Origin of the sequence: Pseudomonas sp. LG1D9, from assembly GCF_002949995.1 — a bacterium.
Classification (GTDB): domain Bacteria; phylum Pseudomonadota; class Gammaproteobacteria; order Pseudomonadales; family Pseudomonadaceae; genus Aquipseudomonas; species Aquipseudomonas proteolytica.
Genome location: NZ_CP026881.1, coordinates 1,403,425 through 1,422,772, shown reverse-complemented (window position 1 = coordinate 1,422,772; position 19,348 = coordinate 1,403,425). Strand labels below are relative to the sequence as shown.

The window sequence follows — 19,348 nt, the reverse complement described above, 5'->3', positions numbered from 1 at the left end:
AAGTATAACGGGGGATAGGGGAGAGGGCGAGACGAAGAGAGGGGCCAAGGCTGGCGCGGGGCAAATGTGGCAACGGGCTTGCCCGCGATAGCGGTGTGTCAGTCATCGACAAATCGACTGATCCACCGCCATCGCGGGCAAGCCCGCTCCTACAGGGGATATCTATGTGGCTTAGGACTGGTACTGGCTGAGCAACCGCTCCATGCGCGCATCCATCCGGCGCTTGATCTCGGTTTCGATATGCGGGGCAAAGTCGTCGATCACGTCCTGCATGATCAATTGCGCTGCGGCGCGCAGTTCGTTGTCCAGGTGCAGCAGCAGGGCATCGGGGGCTTTTTCGGCGGCGGGCTCTGCCTGGACGACGGGCGGCTCCACAGGCTCGACAGCGGCGGGCTTGGCGTTGACCAGGTCGAACAGCAGGGGGATCTGCACCTCTTCTGCGACGGTATCGGTCAGCAGCGGCGGTTGCAGGTTGTCATCACCCAGCAACTGGCGGATCGACTCAAGGTCGTCCAGCAGGTGGTCGGAGGGTTTTAGCGGGTTGGAAGTGTCCATCATGTGCTCAGAGTCGCTGTAATCGGTGATCTTGCAGAGAATAGCCCTGTTCGCGGTAGAAACGGAAACTCTCCCGCGCGGCCTGACGAATAGCCGGGTCTTCCACCACCACTTCCGCCACGCGGGCGAAACCCTTGGCGAAGGCCGGCACTTTCAGGTCCAGGTTGACCAATAGGTCATGGTGATCACCACAACTGTCGCCCAAACCCAGCACCACCAGCCCTTCGGGCTCAGATTCTGCGGGGCCGTGGGGCACGAAGCTCTCACCCTTGAAGCGCCACAGGCGGGCATCGAGGTCGTCACGCTGGGCGGCGTCGCTGCAATGCAGGTAGATGCGGTGGCCCATGCGCCAGGCCTTTTCCGTGAGTTTGCAGGCAAAGTCCAGGCGAGCCGACGGATCGGCGCTGGGCAATATATAGAAGTCGACTTGGGTCATTACATGTCCTGCAGCGGCCTGCACGCTTTCCCCTGTAGGAGCGAGCTTGCTCGCGAAGAACTCAAGAGCAACGCGTTTATTCAGGCTGTACGCGTTATCGTTGACGTTTTTCGCGAGCAAGCTCGCTCCTACAGGGTCAAGCAGGGGCCGTGATGTTTAGGCCTTGGCGCGATCCAGCAGGTACTGGGTCAGCAGCGGAACCGGACGACCGGTAGCGCCCTTGTCCTTGCCGCCGCTGGTCCAGGCCGTGCCGGCGATATCCAGGTGGGCCCAGTTGAAGTTCTTGGCAAAACGCGACAGGAAGCAGGCGGCGGTGATGGTGCCGGCCTTTGGCCCGCCAATGTTGGCGATGTCGGCGAACGGGCTGTCCAGTTGCTCCTGGTACTCATCGAACAGCGGCAATTGCCAGGCGCGGTCGTCGGCAGCCTTGCCGGCGCTGAGCAGTTGTTCGACCAGTTCGTCGTTGTTGCCCAAGAGGCCCGAGGTATGGGAGCCCAGGGCCACGATGCAGGCGCCGGTCAAGGTAGCAATGTCGATCACCGCTTGCGGCTTGAAGCGCTCGGCGTAGGTCAGGGCATCGCACAGCACCAGGCGGCCTTCGGCGTCGGTGTTGAGGATTTCCACGGTCTGGCCGCTCATGGTGGTCACGATATCGCCTGGGCGGGCAGCACCGCCGCTCGGCATGTTCTCGGCACAGGCCAGGATGCACACCAGGTTGATCGGCAGCTTGAGTTCGAGCACGGCACGCAGGGTACCGAAGACACTGGCGGCACCGCCCATGTCGTATTTCATCTCGTCCATGCCGGCGCCCGGCTTGAGGCTGATGCCGCCGGTGTCGAACGTGATGCCTTTACCGACCAGGGCGAACGGTTTGTCGGCTTTCTTGCCGCCGTTGTATTGCATGACGATCAGGCGCGGTGGCTGGTCGCTGCCCTGGCCCACGGCATAGAACGAGCCCATGCCCAGGTCCTTGATCTTCTTCTCGTCCAGGACCTCGACTTTCAGGCCCTTGAACTCTTTGCCCAGGGCCTTGGCCTGTTCGCCCAGGTAGGTTGGGTGGCAGATGTTTGGTGGCATATTGCCCAAGTCGCGGGTGAACGCCATGCCGGCCGCGATGGCCTGGGCGTGGGTGGCGGCGCGCTGCACTTCAGCCTGGGCGGCCTTGATGGTCAGCAGGGTGATTTTCTTCAGGGCGCGGGGTTCGGCTTTCTGGCTCTTGAACTGATCGAAGGTGTAGCCGCCATCCAGCAGGGTTTCGGCCAGCAGGCGGGTCTTGCCGTAGCTGTCGCGGCCCTTGACCACGATTTCGTCCAGCGCCAGTGCCGCATCGCTGCCGCCCAGGCCCTTGAGGGTGCTGAGGATGCCGCTGATGATCTTGCGGAACGGGCGGTCGCCCAGTTCAGCGTCCTTGCCCACGCCTACCAGCAATACGCGGTCGGCTTTAAGGTTGGGCAGGCTTTGCAGCAGCAGGCTTTGCCCGACTTTGCCGGCCAGGTCGCCACGCTTGAGCACGGCGCTGATGGCGCCACCGCTCAGTTCGTCGACTTGTTTGGCGGCGGCGCCGAGCTTGCGGCCTTCGCCGACGGCGACCACGAGGGTGGCGGTCTTCAACGTTTCGGGGCTAACGCTTTTTACAACCAATTCCATGTTCGGGTCCCTTATATAAGGTCAAAGAGCCTGGAGTCTGTACTCCGGCCTGTAGGCTGGGCCACCTGTGGGTGACCGCGACAAAGCCCGCAGTTTGTACCGCGCCGCCCGAGCCTGACAACCCTTGAAGCCAGCTTTGTGCACCGGTGTGAGCAAGCTCCGTGACAGGCGCCGACAATCACAGGATAATGCGCCATCTTTTTCGCCGGCCCGTGTCAACGGGGCGACTTGATATGCTTGCTTGTTTGGCCGCCTTAGCCTGACAACCCTGGAGTGTCTGGTTTGATCGTCTTCCGTTATCTGTCCCGCGAAGTCCTGCTGACCCTGAGTGCCGTGAGTGCGGTATTGCTGGTCATCATCATGAGTGGTCGTTTCGTCAAATACCTGGCCCAGGCTGCCTCGGGTGCCCTGGATCCGGGTTCTCTGTTCCTGATCATGGGTTTTCGCCTGCCAGGCTTCCTGCAACTGATCCTGCCCCTGGGGCTGTTTCTCGGGATCCTGCTGGCCTATGGCCGGCTCTATCTCGAAAGCGAGATGACCGTACTGTCGGCCACCGGCATGAGCCAGCAGCGCCTGTTGGCCATGACCATGGTCCCGGCCACCGGCGTGGCGCTGGTGGTGGCCTGGCTGAGCCTGAGCCTGGCCCCCCAGGGCGCCATGCAGTTTCAGCTGGTGCTCAACAAACAGGACGCCATGACCGAGTTCGACACCCTCGAGCCGGGCCGCTTCCAGGCGCTCAACGACGGCACCCGGGTGACCTACACCGAGCGTATGACCGATGATCGGGCCAACCTCGGTGGTGTATTCATCTCCGAGAAACGCCTGGGCCAGGACAAAAAAGACCGTGGCATTTCCGTGTTGGTGGCCGATAGCGGGCGCCAGGAAGTGCGTCCGGACGGCAGCCGCTACCTGATCCTGGAAAACGGCTACCGCTACGACGGCAGCCCCGGCCAGGCCGACTACCGCGCCATCAAGTACGACACCTATGGCGTCATGCTGGCCCGGCCGGATGTGAGCAACGAGGTCACCGACCGCGATGCGATCCCGACCCAGGCCCTGATCGGCAGCCAGGAACGGCGCTCGATTGCCGAGCTGCAATGGCGTATTTCCCTGCCGTTGCTGGTGTTTATCGTCACCTTGATGGCGGTGCCACTGTCCCGGGTCAACCCGCGGCAGGGCCGCTTCCTCAAGTTGCTGCCGGCGATCCTTTTGTACATGGCCTACCTGACCATCCTGATTTCCGCCCGTGGCTCCCTGGAGAAGGGCAAGCTGTCGCCGACCCTGGGGTTGTGGTGGGTCCACGGCATCTTCCTGATGATTGGCCTGGGCCTGCTGTACTGGGAACCGATTCGTTTGAAAATGCAGAGCCGTCGCGGCATGAAGGAGATGGCTCGTGGGTAAGTTGGATCGCTACATCGGTAGCAGCGTACTGGTCGCCATCCTGGCAGTATTGGGCATCATCCTCGGCCTGGCGTCGTTGTTTGCCTTCATTGATGAAGTGGGCAACGTCACCGATACCTATACGGTCACTGACGTACTGAGCTACGTGGCGCTGACCGCGCCGCGCCGGCTCTACGACATGATGCCGATGGCCGCGCTGATCGGTTGCCTGATCGGCCTGGGCAGCCTGGCCAGCAACAGCGAACTGACCATCATGCGCGCAGCCGGGGTGTCCATTGCCCGTATCGTCTGGGCTGTGATGAAACCCATGCTGCTGCTGATGGCCGCCAGCGTGCTGATCGGCGAATACGTGGCGCCACCGGCGGAAACCACGGCCCAGGCCAACCGTGCGCTGGCCCAGGGTTCGGGCGATGCCCAGAGCTCCAAGCGGGGCCTGTGGCACCGCCAGGGTGATGAATTCATTCACATCAACGCGGTGCAACCCGGCGGCCTGCTGGTGGGTGTCACCCGCTATCGCTTTGATGACGAGCGCCACATGCTGTCGTCGAGCTTTGCCAAGCGGGCACAGTTCAGTGACAACCAGTGGGTGTTGAGCGATGTCACCACCACCCATTTTCGCAATCCTGGCAAAGGCACCGAGGCCAGCACCGAAGTGATCAACGAGCCGACCCAGGCCTGGGACATCGCGCTCAAGCCGGAACTGCTCAATACCGTGGTGATGATCCCGGAAAGCCTGCCGATCTCCGGTTTGTGGAGCTATATCCACTACCTCAAGGAGCAGGGCCTGAACAATGGCCGCTACTGGTTGGCATTTTGGGTCAAGGTGTTGCAGCCGGTGGTGACCGCCGCACTGGTGCTGATGGCGATTTCGTTTATTTTCGGCCCGTTGCGCTCGGTAACCCTGGGCCAGCGTGTATTTACCGGGGTATTGGTCGGTTTCACCTTCCGCATTGCCCAGGACCTGCTGGGGCCGTCGAGCCTGGTATTCGGCTTCTCGCCGCTGTTTGCGGTGCTGGTGCCGACCGGCATCTGTGCCCTGGCCGGGTTCTGGCTGCTGCGGCGGGCCGGTTGATCCGCGCGTGTTGAACAAAAAATGCCCCATTCGCAAGAACGGGGCATTTTTGTTATTGGTCGCCAAAGATGACGTCTGGCCCGAGCATCAGGTACAATTCCCGGCTATTTTTCAGCGGGCAATCTGCCTGCAGCCTTTTTGAGTGTTGATCCGTGAGTGATTTGAGTCATATCCGCAATTTCTCCATCATCGCCCACATTGACCATGGTAAGTCGACGCTGGCCGATCGATTCATCCAGATGTGCGGCGGCCTTGCCGAGCGTGAAATGGAAGCCCAGGTCCTGGACTCCATGGACCTCGAACGCGAGCGCGGGATCACCATCAAGGCCCACAGCGTTACCCTGTACTACACCGCCAAAGACGGTATCAAGTACCAACTGAACTTCATTGACACCCCGGGCCACGTCGACTTCACCTACGAAGTCAGCCGTTCCCTGGCGGCCTGTGAAGGCGCGTTGCTGGTGGTGGACGCGGGTCAGGGTGTAGAAGCCCAGTCCGTGGCCAACTGCTACACCGCCATCGAGCAGGGCCTGGAAGTCATGCCGGTGCTGAACAAGATCGACCTGCCACAGGCCGATCCGGACCGGGTGAAGGAAGAAATCGAAAAAATCATCGGCATTGACGCCACCGACGCCGTCGAGTGCAGCGCCAAGACCGGCCTGGGCGTCGACGAAGTGCTCGAACGCCTGGTCAAGACCATTCCGGCCCCCACCGGCAACATCGAAGATCCGCTGCAAGCGTTGATCATCGACTCCTGGTTCGACAACTACCTGGGTGTTGTCTCCCTGGTACGTGTGCGCCATGGCCGGGTGAAGAAGGGCGACAAGATCCTGGTCAAGTCCACCGGCAAGATCCACCTAGTGGACAGCGTCGGTGTATTCAACCCGAAACACACCGCCACCGTTGACCTGAAAGCCGGTGAAGTAGGCTTCATCATCGCCGGTATCAAGGACATCCACGGTGCACCGGTCGGTGACACCCTGACCTTGAGCTCGACGCCTGATGTCGACGTGCTGCCAGGTTTCAAGCGCATCCAGCCACAGGTCTACGCCGGCCTGTTCCCGGTCAGCTCCGACGACTTCGAGGACTTCCGCGAAGCCCTGCAGAAGCTGACCCTCAACGACTCGTCGTTGCAGTACACCCCGGAAAGCTCCGACGCCCTGGGCTTCGGTTTCCGCTGTGGGTTCCTGGGCATGCTGCACATGGAGATCATCCAGGAGCGCCTGGAGCGCGAGTACGACCTGGACCTAATCACCACCGCGCCGACGGTTATTTTTGAGCTGGCGCTGAAAACCGGTGAAACGATTTACGTCGACAACCCGTCCAAGCTGCCGGATCTGTCGTCCATCGAAGACATGCGCGAACCGATCGTGCGGGCCAATATTCTTGTGCCGCAAGAGCACCTGGGTAACGTCATTACCCTGTGTATCGAAAAACGTGGCGTGCAGCACGACATGCTGTTCCTCGGTACCCAGGTCCAAGTGACCTATGATTTGCCGATGAACGAAGTGGTCCTGGACTTCTTTGACCGTCTCAAATCCACCAGTCGCGGCTATGCTTCGCTGGATTACCATTTCGACCGTTACCAATCGGCCAATCTGGTGAAGCTCGATGTATTGATCAACGGTGACAAGGTGGATGCCCTGGCGCTCATCGTCCACAAGGACAATGCGCACTACAAAGGCCGCCAGCTTACCGAGAAGATGAAAGAACTGATTCCGCGCCAGATGTTCGACGTCGCGATCCAGGCCGCCATTGGCGGGCAGATCATTGCGCGGACCTCCGTCAAGGCACTCAGAAAGAACGTACTGGCCAAATGCTACGGTGGCGACGTGAGCCGTAAGCGCAAGCTGCTTGAGAAGCAAAAGGCCGGTAAAAAACGCATGAAGCAAGTGGGCAACGTGGAAATTCCACAAGAAGCCTTCCTTGCGGTGCTCAGGTTGGATAGTTAGGTCCTATGTCACTAAATTTCCCGCTGTTGCTGGTCATCGCCGTTGCCGTCTGTGGTCTCCTGGCGCTGCTCGATCTGGTGTTCTTCGCCCCGCGTCGTCGGGCGGCCATCGCGTCCTATCAGGGCAGCGTCAGCCAGCCCGATGGCGTGGTGATCGAGAAGCTGAACAAAGAGCCCTTGCTGGTTGAATACGGCAAGTCGTTCTTCCCGGTGTTGTTCATCGTGCTGGTGCTGCGCTCGTTTCTGGTGGAGCCGTTCCAGATCCCTTCGGGGTCGATGAAGCCAACCCTGGATGTCGGCGACTTCATCCTGGTGAACAAGTTTTCCTACGGGATCCGCTTGCCGGTGATCGACAAGAAAATCATCGAGGTGGGTGATCCGCAACGCGGCGATGTGATGGTGTTCCGCTACCCAAGCGACCCGAACGTCAACTACATCAAGCGTGTGGTCGGCCTGCCGGGTGACGTGATCCGCTACACCAGCGACAAGCGCCTGTTCGTCAATGGTGAGTCGGTGGCCGAGAAACTCATCGGTTCCGAGCCGAACACCCTGGGCAGCGCCGAGCTGTACGAGGAAAAACTCGGGGCGGTAGAGCACCAGATCCGCAAGGAAATGAGCCGCTACCGTTCGCCGCCCGACAACCAGTGGACCGTGCCTGCCGGGCACTACTTCATGATGGGCGACAACCGCGACAACTCCAATGACAGCCGCTACTGGGATGATCCAAGCATTCCCAAGGAGCTGCTGGGCATGGTTCCCGACCAGAATATCGTCGGCAAGGCCTTCGCGGTCTGGATGAGCTGGCCGGAACCCAAACTCAGCCACCTGCCGAACTTCTCGCGGGTGGGGCTGATCAAGTAATCCATGCGGCGCTGTGAACACAGCGCCGAATGCTTTTCTGGGGCTTGGACATTGGTCCGGCCTCGAGCAACACACAGCATTGCCAGGATTTGAATTTGAACACAGCGTTAATCGTCGATGGCCTTTGCCGCCACGTACTGAAAGTAGGTAAACCGTGAGCGTTTCTTTGAGTCGTCTTGAGCGTCAGCTCGGCTACACCTTCAAGGACCAGGAATTGATGGTCCTTGCCCTCACACACCGCAGTTTTGCCGGGCGCAACAACGAACGCCTGGAATTTTTGGGTGATGCCATTCTCAACTTCGCCGCTGGCGAAGCCCTGTTCAACCGCTTCCCCCTGGCCCGTGAAGGCCAGCTGTCGCGCCTGCGCGCGCGCTTGGTGAAGGGCGAGACCCTGGCCGTGCTGGCCCGTGGTTTTGACCTGGGCGAGTACCTGCGCTTGGGTTCCGGTGAGTTGAAGAGCGGCGGTTTCCGTCGCGAGTCGATCCTGGCCGATGCCCTGGAAGCCCTGATCGGTGCGATCTACCTGGATGCCGGGATGGAAGTGGCCAAGGAGCGGGTCATGGCCTGGCTGGCGTCGGAAATCGACAGCCTGACCCTGGTGGATACCAACAAGGATCCCAAGACCCGCCTGCAGGAATTCTTGCAGTCGCGCGGCTGCGAACTGCCACGCTACGAAGTGGTGGATATCCAGGGTGAACCGCACTGCCGTGTGTTCTTCGTCGAATGCGAAGTCACCTTATTGAACGAAAAAAGCCGAGGTCAGGGTGTGAGCCGTCGTATTGCCGAACAGGTAGCGGCCGCTGCAGCACTGATTGCCCTGGGCGTGGAGAATGGCCATGACTGATTCAACCGCAACACGCTGTGGCTATGTTGCCATCGTCGGCCGTCCCAACGTGGGCAAGTCCACGCTGCTGAACCATATCCTGGGGCAGAAGCTGGCGATCACCTCGCGCAAGCCGCAGACCACCCGCCACAACATGCTGGGCATCAAGACCGAAGGCAACGTGCAAGCGGTCTATGTCGACACCCCGGGCATGCACAAAGGCGGCGAGAAAGCCCTGAACCGCTACATGAACAAGACCGCTTCGGCGGCGTTGAAAGACGTCGACGTGGTGATCTTCGTGGTTGACCGCACCAAGTGGACCGATGAAGACCAGATGGTGCTGGAGCGTGTGCAGTACGTCACCGGGCCATTGATCGTCGCGCTGAACAAGACCGACCGCATCGAAGACAAAGCCGAGTTGATGCCGCACCTGAGCTGGTTGCAGGAACAACTGCCGAACGCCCAGATCATGCCGATCTCGGCCCAGCACGGGCACAACCTCGAAGCCCTGGAGCGGGTGATCGCTGGCTACCTGCCGGAGAACGAGCACTTCTTCCCGGAAGACCAGATCACCGACCGCAGCAGCCGTTTCCTTGCCGCCGAGCTGGTACGCGAGAAAATCATGCGCCAGATGGGCGCCGAGCTGCCGTACCAGATCACCGTGGAAATCGAAGAGTTCAAGCAGCAGGGCAAGACCCTGCATATCCATGCGCTGATCCTCGTCGAACGTGACGGCCAGAAGAAAATCATCATTGGCGACAAGGGCGAGCGCATCAAGCGCATCGGCACCGAAGCGCGCAAGGACATGGAATTGCTGTTCGATTCCAAAATCATGCTTAACCTGTGGGTGAAGGTTAAGGGTGGCTGGTCCGATGACGAGCGCGCACTGCGCTCCCTGGGCTACGGCGACCTGTAATCAGTCTCCAGTCACATCGCAGTACAAAATGTGGGAGCGGGCTTGCTCGCGAATGCAGTGGATCAGTCACCGGATGCGTTGGCTGGTCCACCGTATTCGCGAGCAAGCCCGCTCCCACATTGGATCGTCGTAGTTTTCAAGACCGTGTTCCGTCAGCGAGAACCCAATGTCCCCAACTCCACCCCCCAGCCAACCCGCCTACGTGCTGCACAGCCGCGCCTACCGCGAGACCAGCGCCCTGGTGGACTTCCTCACGCCCCAAGGCCGCCTGCGCGCGGTGTTGCGCAGTGCGCGGGGCAAGGCGGGGACGCTGGCGCGACCATTCGTGGCCCTGGACGTGGAATTTCGTGGCAAGGGCGAGCTGAAAAACGTCGGGCGCCTGGAAAGCATCGGCACTTCTGCCTGGCTCAATGGCGAGGCGCTGTTCAGTGGCCTCTACCTCAACGAACTGCTGATCCGCCTGCTGCCCGCCGAGGACCCGCACCCTGCGGTGTTCGATCACTACGCCGCTACCCTGTTGGCCCTGGCCGAAGGCCGCCCGCTGGAGCCGCTGTTGCGCGCGTTCGAATGGCGCCTGCTTGACGACCTGGGCTACGGCTTCGAATTGAGCAATGACTTGCACGGCGAACCGATCGCCAGCGACGGCATGTACCGCCTGCAAGTGGATGCCGGGCTGGAGCGGGTCTACCTGCTGCAACCGGGCCTGTTCCAGGGCACTGAGTTGCTGGCGATGGCCGAGGCCGACTGGAGCGCACCTGGCGCCCTGTCCGCCGCCAAGCGCCTGATGCGCCAGGCCCTGGCCGTGCATCTGGGCGGCCGGCCCTTGGTCAGTCGCGAGTTGTTTCGAAAGCCCTGACATCCCCGTGTATGCTGTGCGCCGATTCTTTCCCTTTTCAGGAGCGCTTCCGTGACCACCAGCAATCGCATTCTTCTTGGCGTCAACATCGACCACGTTGCTACCCTGCGCCAGGCCCGGGGCACCCGTTACCCTGACCCGGTCAAGGCCGCGCTGGACGCCGAAGAAGCAGGCGCCGACGGGATCACCGTGCACCTGCGCGAAGACCGCCGGCACATCCAGGAACGCGACGTGCTGGTGCTCAAGGACGTGCTGCAGACCCGCATGAACTTCGAGATGGGCATCACCGAAGAAATGATGGCCTTCGCCGAGCGCATCCGCCCGGCGCATATTTGCCTGGTTCCGGAAACCCGTCAGGAACTGACCACCGAAGGCGGTCTGGATGTGGCCGGCCAGGAAGCGCGGATCAAAGCCGCGGTCGAACGCCTGTCGCAGATCGGCAGCGAAGTCTCGCTGTTTATCGACGCCGACCAACGGCAGATCGAAGCTTCGCGCCGCGTGGGTGCCCCAGCGATCGAACTGCACACTGGCCGTTACGCCGATGCCACCACCCCGACCGAAGTCGCCGACGAACTGCAACGCATCATCGACGGCGTGGCCTGCGGCCTGCGTGAAGGCTTGATCGTCAATGCCGGCCATGGCCTGCACTACCACAACGTTGAGGCTGTGGCGGCGATCAAGGGCATCAACGAACTGAACATCGGCCACGCGCTGGTCGCCCATGCGCTGTTCGTCGGTTTCAAAGGCGCGGTAGCCGAGATGAAAGCGCTGATCCTGGCCGCCGCCAAGCACTGACTCTGAATCAACCTGTAGGAGCGAGCTTGCTCGCGAAAAGCCTGAGAACAGCGCGGGGGGCCAGCATCCCCGCGTCATCGTTAACGACCTTCGCGAGCAAGCTCGCTCCTACAGGTCTCCTGCGGCAATGCGAAGCCTTACTGTTTAGCCTGTGGGGGTGTATCGTATTTGCCCTTTGCGGGCCTTGCGCCCGCGCAGATACGTGAGGTTGTTGTGTCCCGATCCTTTTCCCGTCGACAAATCCTAGGTGGCCTCGCCGGCCTGGCAGTAGTGGGCGTGGGTGCCGGTGGCGCCTATCGCTACTGGCTGGGGAAAGTCGCGGACGCCAGTGCCGGGCGCGATTACGAACTGATCGCTGCGCCACTGGACGTGGAACTGGTGCCGGGGCACACAACCCAGGCCTGGGCGTTCGGCCCGTCGGCGCCGGGTACCGAGTTGCGCGTACGCCAGGGCGAATGGCTGCGGGTACGGTTTATCAACCACCTGCCGGTCGCCACCACCATCCACTGGCACGGTATCCGCCTGCCCCTGGAAATGGACGGCGTGCCCTACGTCTCGCAACTGCCGGTATTGCCCGGCGAGTATTTCGATTACCAGTTCCGCGTGCCGGATGCCGGCAGCTACTGGTATCACCCCCATGTGAGCAGCAGCGAAGAGCTGGGCCGTGGCCTGGTCGGCCCGTTGATTGTCGAAGAGCGCGAGCCCACCGGTTTCAAGCATGAGCGCACCCTGAGCCTGAAAAACTGGCATATCGACGAACAGGGTGAGTTTGTCGAGTTCAGCATCCCTCGCGAAGCGGCGCGTGGCGGTACGGCCGGGCGCCTGTCGACCATCAATGGCGTGCCCCAGGCGGTCATTGACCTGCCTGCCGGGCAAATCACCCGGGTGCGCCTGCTCAACCTCGACAACACCCTGACCTATCGCCTGAATATCCCCAACGCCGAGGCACAGATCTACGCCCTGGACGGCAACCCCATCGAGCCACGGCCCTTGGGCAAGGAGTACTGGCTGGGTCCGGGCATGCGTATTTGCCTGGCAATCAAGGCCCCGCCGGCCGGCGAAGAGCTGTCGATCCGCAATGGCCCGGTGCGCCTGGGCACCTTCCGCTCGGTGGCCAGCACCGACGCCCCTGGCGAGTGGCCGCCCGCGTTGCCGGCCAACCCGATTGCCGAACCGGACCTGGCCAATGCCGAGAAACTCAACTTCAATTTCGAATGGGTCGGTTCGGTCTCGGTCAATGTCGAGAACAGGCCGCCGAGCCTGTGGCAGATCAACGGCCAGGCCTGGGATATCACCGACAAGACCTGCGCCGACCGGCCGATTGCCAAGCTCGAATTGGGCAAGAGCTATATTTTTGAATTGAAAAACATGACCCAGTACCAGCACCCGATCCACCTGCATGGCATGAGTTTCAAGGTGATCGCCTCGAACCGCCGCAAGGTCACGCCGTACTTCACCGACACCTACCTGCTGGGCAAGAATGAGCGCGCCCGCGTGGCGTTGGTGGCAGATAACCCAGGGGTGTGGATGTTCCATTGCCACGTGATCGACCATATGGAAACCGGCCTGATGGCCGCCATCGAGGTGGCGTGATGCGCCAGATTCGCCCGACGGCGATCATCGACCGCAGCCGCGACCAGGACTTTATGCGCGAAGCCCTGGCCCTCGCCGCCCAAGGCGCGGCCCTTGGTGAAGTACCGGTGGGTGCGGTGCTGGTGCAGGACGGCGAAATCATCGGGCGCGGCTTCAACTGCCCGATCAGCGGCAGCGACCCGAGCGCCCACGCCGAGATGGTCGCCATCCGCGCGGCCGCCCAGGCCGTCAGCAACTACCGTCTGCCGGGCAGCACCCTGTATGTGACCCTGGAGCCGTGCAGCATGTGCGCAGGTTTGATCGTGCATTCGCGCATCGCCCGGGTGGTGTACGGCGCACTGGAGCCCAAGGCGGGGATTGTGCAGAGCCAGGGGCAGTTCTTTACCCAGGGCTTTTTGAACCATCGGGTGTTGTATGAAGGCGGGGTGTTGGCCGAGGAGTGCGGGGCGGTGTTGAGTGAGTTCTTCAAGGCGCGCCGGGCTAAACCCACGCTCGACTAACACCTGACCTCAATGTGAGACCCAATCAAGTGTGGGAGCGGGCTTGCTCGCGAAGGCGGTGTATCAGCCAACGAATCAATTGACTGACACACCGCCTTCGCGAGCAAGCCCGCTCCCACATGTTTGATCTTCATTTTTTCAGCGAGATTGAGGGTTATTTCTTGGCGATGATCACCGCTCGCATCGGCGCTGGCAGCCCTTCAATCGTTTTGCTGTGATCCTCAGGGTCGAGGAAGTCACTCAGGGATTGATACTTCATCCACTCGGTCCCGCGTTGTTCCTCGACCGTGGTCACGCTGACATCCACGCAACGCACATCGCTGAAGCCAGCACGGCGCAGCCACAGCATCAACGCCGGCACCGATGGCAGGAACCACACGTTGCGCATCTGCGCATAGCGGTCTTCCGGCACCAGCACCTGCTGCTGATCACCCTCGATCACCAAGGTCTCCAGCACCAGTTCGCCACCCTTGACCAGGCAATCCTTGAGCGCCAGCAGATGCTCGATCGGCGAGCGGCGGTGGTAGAACACGCCCATGGAGAACACGGTGTCGAAACCTTCCATGTTCGGCGGCAGGTCTTCGAACGGGAAGGGCAGGTGCCAGGCGTTGGGAGCCGATAAGTAACGCTGTACCGCCTGGAACTGGCAGAAAAACAGCCAGTTGGGATCGACGCCAATCACGCTGTCGGCACCGGCGCCGAGCATGCGCCACATGTAGTAGCCGTTGCCACAGCCCACATCGAGGATGCGCTTGCCGGTAAGGTTCAGGTGCGGCGCGACCCGCGACCATTTCCAGTCCGAGCGCCATTCGGTGTCCACATGCACCCCGAACAGATCGAACGGCCCCTTGCGCCACGGGCTCAGGCCCATCAACGCGGCATGCATTTGCGTGCGGGTCGCTTCATCGCAATCGGTGTCGAGGGTCAGACCGTTAAGCAGGTCGATTTCACTGGGCAGGATCTTGGGTAATGCGTCCAGCGCACTTTGCCAGCGCGCGAGGTCGCCATGACCCTTTTCCATTTTTGCATCGAGTTGTGCTTGCAGGCCTTGGGCCCAGACGGCCAGGGGCGTGCCGACCAGATGGCGGGCGAGGGGAGACAGATCAATCATGGCAAGGCAATCAACGAGGCAAAGTTAAGACACTGGAACCACGGCACGACTTTCGAGAACCCGGCCGCCAACAGGCGTTCGCGGTGTTCTTCGAGGCTGTCGGGCTTCATGACGTTTTCGATGGCGCTGCGCTTCTGGGCGATTTCCAGCTCGCTGTAGCCGTTGGCGCGCTTGAACGCCACATGCAGGTCGGTGAGCAGTGCATGCTCTTGGGGATCATTGAAGCGCAGTTTTTCCGAGAGAATCAGCGCGCCACCCGGCAGCAGCGCCTGGCGGATCCGCCCAAGCAGCGCCAGGCGTTCCTCGGGGGCGATAAATTGCAGGGTGAAATTCAGCGCCACCACCGAGGCCGGCTGGAACTGCAGGGCGAGGATATCGCCGTCGATCACCTCCACCGGCAACAGCTCCTGGAACATCGAGTCCTGGCCGTTGAGGTATTCGCGACAGCGCTCCACCATCGCCGCCGAGTTATCCACAGCGATCACCCGGCAACCGTCGGTGCGCACGTGGCGGCGCAGGGCCTGGGTCACGGCGCCGAGGGACGAGCCCAGGTCGTACAGCACGCTATTGGGCTGGGCAAACTGCGCGGCGAGCACACCGAGGTTCTCGACAATGGTCGGGTAGCCGGGCACCGAGCGCTTGATCATGTCCGGGAACACCCGCACCACGTCCTCGTTAAAGGCGAAGTCCGGCACCTGGGGCAAGGGCTGGGCGAATAGGCGATCGGGTTCTTTGCTCACGGCTGTTCCGGCGACGAAGGGGAAAAGGCCGGCATTTTAGCCAACTTGCTCCTTGGATGCGCGGGTTGTCTGATGGAACGCCGACGCGGTGATGCCCCACTGGCCCAACCAATAGGTAATGATCAACAGATACGGCGCGGCATCGAAGGTCACCACAAAGCGGTTGATGCCGATCAGCGTGTCGGAAAACACAAACAACGCCGCACCAATGGCCGCCAGTTGCGCCGAGCGCTTGGGTACATCGCTGCCCAGGCGAGCCAGTGCACGCCAGAGCATGGCGCTGATCACCAGCGCATACACCACCACCGGAATCAGCAAGTCGCCCAGGCCGTGGGAAATCAGGATGCTCAACAAGATCGCCCCAACCCCCAGCGCCAGTGCCAGTGGCAACAGTGCCGGGCGGCGGCAGTCGCTGAAGTAGGCCTTGAGGTACGCCAGGTGCGCGACCAGGAATGCGCCCAGGCCGAAGATAAACAGGTCGCCGGGCCAGGCCAGCAACACATCGCCGACCAGGGAGAAGATCAACCCCAGGCTGATCCAGCGTCGATAGTCGCTGGGTGGCGCGTCATGCAGCCAACCCAACATCGCCAGTACCGGCAGCGGCTTGACCAACAGGCAGAGCAATGTCGCGTGCGTGCTCAGGCCGTAGATAAAGGTACCCGCCCCCATCAACGCAAGAATCATCCATGGCATATCAGTTCACCGTAATGGCGCAGTCAAAGGTGTCCACCGGATTCACTTCCGGGGCCCAGGGTTGTTGGGAGGTCAGGCGCAGGCGGCCACTACCGGCGGTGAAGGCCTGGAAGCGCCAGGTCGATTGCCCCGCGGCACCGACCACACCGGCGTCCTCGGGATTGCTGTAGACCTCGGGGCCGAGGCTGCGCAGCACACCGCCGGCCGAATCCTGGATCGCCCAGCGATAACCGGTGGTGGGGTTGCTCGGCAAGGTCAGGGTCAGGTTTTGCCCGGCCTTGAGCTTGAGCGGGCAGGCACTCTGTTTTTCGACGGTGACGTTTTGCTTCGGTGCACTGGCGCAAGCCGCGAGCAGGGCGAGGCTTAGCGGAAGAAGCAGGCGGGCAGCGGTCATGAAGGCTCCGTTTATTGGCGACGAAGGGCGAGCATAACCGAAGATGAGACAAGGTGTTACAGCAGGGTTTTGTGTTGAGGCGGCTGGCGCCATCGCGGGCAAGCCCGCTCCCACATTCGACCGCGTTCCAAAGGATGCACTCGGTCAAATGTGGGAGCGGGCTTGCCCGCGATGAGGCCAGTGCAGGCGCTACAGAACTATCAGAACAACACCTTCGCCACATCCGCAAACCGCTTGGCAAAGTGCACCGTCATGCCCTCTTTGAGGTACTCCGGCAATTCCTCGAAGCTGCCACGGTTAGGCTCTGGCAGGATCAACTCGTGAATCTTCTGCCGCCGCGCCGCAATCACCTTCTCACGCACGCCGCCAATCGGCAGCACGTGCCCGGTCAGGGTCAGTTCGCCGGTCATGGCCACGCCTTTTTTCGGCGGCTGGTTACGTGCCAGCGACAGCAACGCACTGGCCATGGTCACCCCGGCACTCGGGCCGTCTTTGGGCGTGGCGCCTTCCGGTACGTGCAGGTGCACGAAGGCTTCATCGAAGAACTTCGGATCACCGCCAAACGACTTCAGGTTGGAGCTGATGTAGCTGTAAGCGATTTCGGCGGATTCCTTCATCACCTCACCCAATTGCCCGGTGAGCTTGAAGCCGCGATTGAGCGTGTGGATGCGCGTCGCCTCGATCGGCAAGGTCGCGCCACCCATGCTGGTCCAGGCCAGGCCGGTGATGACGCCGGTGCCCGACAGCACTTGCTCGTTGCGGAACACCGGCATCCCCAGGGAGCTTTCCAGGTCCTTGTTGCCGATCTTGATCACTGAATCCGGTTCATCCAGCAGCTTGACCACCGCTTTGCGTACCAGCTTGCCCAGCTGTTTTTCTAACTGACGCACCCCGGCTTCGCGGGCATAGCCGTCGATCAGCGCGCGCAGGGCGCCGTCGGTGATGCTCAGGCTGTTCTTGGCCACGCCGGCTTTTTCCAGCTGTTTTGGCCACAGGTGACGCTTGGCGATGGCGACTTTTTCTTCGGTGATGTAGCCCGACAGGCGAATCACTTCCATGCGGTCCAGCAGCGGGCCGGGGATTGAGTCCAGGGTGTTGGCGGTACACACGAACAGCACTTTGGACAGGTCCAGGCGCAGGTCCAAGTAGTGGTCGAGGAATTCGACGTTCTGTTCCGGGTCGAGGGTTTCCAGCAGGGCCGACGCGGGGTCGCCCTGGAAGCTCTGGCCCATCTTGTCGATCTCGTCGAGCATGATCACCGGGTTCATCACTTCCACATCCTTGAGCGCCTGCACCAGCTTGCCCGGCAGGGCGCCGATGTAGGTGCGGCGATGGCCCTTGATCTCGGCCTCGTCGCGCATGCCGCCGACGCTGAAGCGGTAGAACGGCCGCCCCAGGGACTCGGCAATGGATTTGCCGACGCTGGTCTTGCCCACGCCCGGCGGGCCCACCAGCAGCACGATGGACCCGGCGACTTCGCCTTTATAGGCACCGACGGCGAGGAACTCGAGGATGCGGCTCTTGATGTCATCCAGGCCCGCATGGTGTTTATCCAGGACTTTGCGCGCGTGCTTGAGGTCGAGCTTGTCCTCGCCATACACGCCCCACGGCACCGAGGTGGCCCAGTCCAGGTAGTTGCGCGTGACCGCGTATTCCGGCGAGCCGGTCTCGAGGATCGACAGCTTGTTGAGTTCTTCATCGATGCGTTTCTGCGCCTGGGCCGGCAGCACTTTGCCTTCCAGGCGTTGCTCGAACTGTTCGACGTCAGCGCTGCGATCGTCCTTGGTCAGCCCCAGTTCCTGCTGGATCACCTTGAGCTGTTCCTTGAGGAAGAACTCGCGCTGGTGCTCGCCGATCTTGCGGTTTACCTCGGCGGAAATTTCCTTTTGCAGGCGCGCGACTTCAACCTCTTTGCGCAGCATCGGCAACACTTTTTCCATGCGCTTGAGCATCGGCACGCAGTCCAGCACTTCCTGCAACTCGTTACCGGTGGCCGAAGTCAGCGCGGCGGCGAAGTCAGTCAGGGGCGACGGATCGTTGGGGCTGAAGCGGTTGAGGTAGTTCTTCAGCTCTTCGCTGTACAGCGGGTTGAGCGGCAGCAGTTCCTTGATCGCATTGATCAGCGCCATGCCGTAGGCCTTGACCTCGTCGGTCGGCTCGCTGGGTTGGTGCGGGTATTCGACTTCCACCAGGTACGGTGGGCGGTGGTGCTTGAGCCAGGTCTTGATGCGCACGCGGGTCAGGCCCTGGGCGACGAATTGCAGCTTGCCGTTCTCGCGGCTGGCGTGATGCACCTTGACCAGGGTGCCGTACAGCGGCAAGGCAGAGGTATCGAAATGCCGTGGGTCTTCGGGCGGGGTGTCCATGAAGAACAGGGCCAGGGAGTGATGGTCGGATTTGCTCACCAACTCCAGGGTCTCGGCCCAGGGCTCTTCATTGACGATCACCGGCAACACTTGCGCCGGGAAGAACGGGCGGTTGTGGATCGGGATGATATAGACCTTGTCCGGCAGGTTCTGCCCAGGCAGGGCGAGGCCGGTGTTGGACGACGGAGTTTCGGCGTTTTCGGGGTCGGCGTAGTCGTTGAGGTCGATATCGGGGAATTCTTGCTGGTCGCTCATGGGGCACCTGCATAGTGAAGTATGGAGGTTAGATGGGGCAGGTGAGGGGTGGTTTCAATGGCGGCGCGTTGTTAGCAACAAATTGCATGACATTTTCGAATGTCAGTGCAGCAGCCCTATGGGCGTGGGCCAGTCGGATCGTCGCGCCGCGCCGGTACAAAACAGGGGTGGTTTACGGCCTGTCAGGGCCATTTAGACGGTGATCTGTCGTCAAAATAATGTCAGCCAACCGCCCGCATTTATTAGGTTTACTTCTGCCCAGCGACGGCTAATCTGGGTTTTCCGAATGTGCTCAGTGAACGGGCATTTATTTGACACCGGCTCTGCAGTCGCGAGGGATGCGTATGACAAAAGGACGCTTGAGCTGGGGCGCGGGCACGCTG

At 61.5% G+C, this 19,348-nt stretch carries 18 protein-coding genes; 10 read left to right on the top strand and 8 right to left on the bottom strand.

Going from position 1 to position 19,348, the window contains the following annotated elements; genetic code table 11:
• Window positions 1-171: 171 nt before the first annotated feature.
• From C5F71_RS06870 to C5F71_RS06860, 3 genes are all read right to left on the bottom strand, one after another.
• Window positions 172-555 carry a DNA polymerase III subunit chi gene (locus C5F71_RS06870; protein ID WP_070995713.1) on the bottom strand — a complete coding sequence of 128 codons (384 nt, stop codon included), beginning with the start codon at window positions 553-555 and terminating at the stop codon, window positions 172-174.
• A gap of 7 nt (window positions 556-562) precedes the next feature.
• On the bottom strand, window positions 563-991 hold the full coding sequence (locus tag C5F71_RS06865; protein ID WP_029297488.1) for a DNA polymerase III subunit chi: 429 nt from the start codon (window positions 989-991) through the stop codon (window positions 563-565).
• Between the two features lie 156 nt (window positions 992-1,147).
• Window positions 1,148-2,638 carry a leucyl aminopeptidase gene (locus C5F71_RS06860; RefSeq protein ID WP_029297486.1) on the bottom strand — a complete coding sequence of 497 codons (1,491 nt, stop codon included), beginning with the start codon at window positions 2,636-2,638 and terminating at the stop codon, window positions 1,148-1,150.
• Between the two features lie 282 nt (window positions 2,639-2,920).
• On the opposite strand from C5F71_RS06860, the gene lptF reads away from it, so the two are divergent.
• From lptF to tadA, 10 genes are all read left to right on the top strand, one after another.
• Complete coding sequence (lptF, locus tag C5F71_RS06855) at window positions 2,921-4,039, top strand: LPS export ABC transporter permease LptF (RefSeq protein WP_029297484.1); 1,119 nt, start codon at window positions 2,921-2,923, stop codon at window positions 4,037-4,039.
• The gene (gene lptG / locus C5F71_RS06850; protein WP_029297482.1) at window positions 4,032-5,111 is read left to right on the top strand and encodes an LPS export ABC transporter permease LptG; all 1,080 of its coding nucleotides are present in this window, start codon (window positions 4,032-4,034) and stop codon (window positions 5,109-5,111) included. The genes lptF and lptG overlap by 8 nt, the downstream gene beginning before the upstream one ends.
• Window positions 5,112-5,263: 152 nt before the next feature.
• A complete protein-coding gene (gene lepA / locus C5F71_RS06845; protein ID WP_029297480.1) occupies window positions 5,264-7,063 on the top strand; it encodes a translation elongation factor 4 in 1,800 nt (599 codons plus the stop codon).
• Window positions 7,064-7,068: 5 nt separating this feature from the next.
• A complete protein-coding gene (gene lepB / locus C5F71_RS06840) occupies window positions 7,069-7,923 on the top strand; it encodes a signal peptidase I (protein WP_029297478.1) in 855 nt (284 codons plus the stop codon).
• 154 nt (window positions 7,924-8,077) lie between these two features.
• On the top strand, window positions 8,078-8,767 hold the full coding sequence (gene rnc / locus C5F71_RS06835) for a ribonuclease III (RefSeq protein ID WP_029297476.1): 690 nt from the start codon (window positions 8,078-8,080) through the stop codon (window positions 8,765-8,767).
• Window positions 8,760-9,662, top strand: a complete 903-nt coding sequence (gene era, locus C5F71_RS06830) for a GTPase Era (protein WP_029297473.1) — start codon at window positions 8,760-8,762, stop codon at window positions 9,660-9,662. The genes rnc and era overlap by 8 nt, the downstream gene beginning before the upstream one ends.
• A gap of 166 nt (window positions 9,663-9,828) precedes the next feature.
• The gene (gene recO / locus C5F71_RS06825; RefSeq protein ID WP_104910860.1) at window positions 9,829-10,518 is read left to right on the top strand and encodes a DNA repair protein RecO; all 690 of its coding nucleotides are present in this window, start codon (window positions 9,829-9,831) and stop codon (window positions 10,516-10,518) included.
• 51 nt (window positions 10,519-10,569) lie between these two features.
• Complete coding sequence (pdxJ, locus tag C5F71_RS06820; protein ID WP_029297469.1) at window positions 10,570-11,313, top strand: pyridoxine 5'-phosphate synthase; 744 nt, start codon at window positions 10,570-10,572, stop codon at window positions 11,311-11,313.
• 213 nt (window positions 11,314-11,526) lie between these two features.
• Complete coding sequence (locus C5F71_RS06815; RefSeq protein WP_104910859.1) at window positions 11,527-12,906, top strand: multicopper oxidase family protein; 1,380 nt, start codon at window positions 11,527-11,529, stop codon at window positions 12,904-12,906.
• Window positions 12,906-13,406 (top strand): tRNA adenosine(34) deaminase TadA, encoded by a 501-nt coding sequence (gene tadA / locus C5F71_RS06810; RefSeq protein ID WP_092238073.1) that lies wholly within the window; start codon window positions 12,906-12,908, stop codon window positions 13,404-13,406. The genes C5F71_RS06815 and tadA overlap by 1 nt, the downstream gene beginning before the upstream one ends.
• A 154-nt stretch (window positions 13,407-13,560) precedes the next feature.
• Here the strand turns inward: tadA and cmoB are convergent, their stop codons facing one another.
• The 5 genes from cmoB to lon form a co-directional block, all read right to left on the bottom strand.
• Window positions 13,561-14,517: a tRNA 5-methoxyuridine(34)/uridine 5-oxyacetic acid(34) synthase CmoB gene (gene cmoB / locus C5F71_RS06805; RefSeq protein WP_104910858.1), complete on the bottom strand. Its 957-nt coding sequence runs from the start codon at window positions 14,515-14,517 to the stop codon at window positions 13,561-13,563.
• Entirely contained in the window at window positions 14,514-15,257 is a 744-nt protein-coding gene (gene cmoA, locus C5F71_RS06800) for a carboxy-S-adenosyl-L-methionine synthase CmoA (protein WP_029297461.1), read from the bottom strand. Before cmoA ends, cmoB begins: the two co-directional genes overlap by 4 nt.
• Before the next feature lie 36 nt (window positions 15,258-15,293).
• Complete coding sequence (locus C5F71_RS06795; protein WP_092238070.1) at window positions 15,294-15,950, bottom strand: lysoplasmalogenase; 657 nt, start codon at window positions 15,948-15,950, stop codon at window positions 15,294-15,296.
• 1 nt (window position 15,951) lies between these two features.
• On the bottom strand, window positions 15,952-16,344 hold the full coding sequence (locus C5F71_RS06790; RefSeq protein ID WP_029297456.1) for a protease inhibitor I42 family protein: 393 nt from the start codon (window positions 16,342-16,344) through the stop codon (window positions 15,952-15,954).
• 200 nt (window positions 16,345-16,544) lie between these two features.
• Entirely contained in the window at window positions 16,545-18,965 is a 2,421-nt protein-coding gene (lon, locus tag C5F71_RS06785; RefSeq protein ID WP_029297455.1) for an endopeptidase La, read from the bottom strand.
• Window positions 18,966-19,348 lie beyond the last annotated feature (383 nt).

Bases quoted from the DNA above. Each gene is read 5' to 3' on its own strand.
- lepB (WP_029297478.1), top strand. From the start codon at position 7,069: ATGTCACTAAATTTCCCGCTGTTGCTGGTCATCGCCGTTGCCGTCTGT.
- lon (WP_029297455.1), bottom strand. From the start codon at position 18,965: ATGAGCGACCAGCAAGAATTCCCCGATATCGACCTCAACGACTACGCC.
- era (WP_029297473.1), top strand. From the start codon at position 8,760: ATGACTGATTCAACCGCAACACGCTGTGGCTATGTTGCCATCGTCGGC.
- C5F71_RS06860 (WP_029297486.1), bottom strand. From the start codon at position 2,638: ATGGAATTGGTTGTAAAAAGCGTTAGCCCCGAAACGTTGAAGACCGCC.
- C5F71_RS06865 (WP_029297488.1), bottom strand. From the start codon at position 991: ATGACCCAAGTCGACTTCTATATATTGCCCAGCGCCGATCCGTCGGCT.
- tadA (WP_092238073.1), top strand. From the start codon at position 12,906: ATGCGCCAGATTCGCCCGACGGCGATCATCGACCGCAGCCGCGACCAG.
- C5F71_RS06870 (WP_070995713.1), bottom strand. From the start codon at position 555: ATGGACACTTCCAACCCGCTAAAACCCTCCGACCACCTGCTGGACGAC.
- C5F71_RS06790 (WP_029297456.1), bottom strand. From the start codon at position 16,344: ATGACCGCTGCCCGCCTGCTTCTTCCGCTAAGCCTCGCCCTGCTCGCG.
- C5F71_RS06795 (WP_092238070.1), bottom strand. From the start codon at position 15,950: ATGCCATGGATGATTCTTGCGTTGATGGGGGCGGGTACCTTTATCTAC.
- cmoB (WP_104910858.1), bottom strand. From the start codon at position 14,517: ATGATTGATCTGTCTCCCCTCGCCCGCCATCTGGTCGGCACGCCCCTG.
- recO (WP_104910860.1), top strand. From the start codon at position 9,829: ATGTCCCCAACTCCACCCCCCAGCCAACCCGCCTACGTGCTGCACAGC.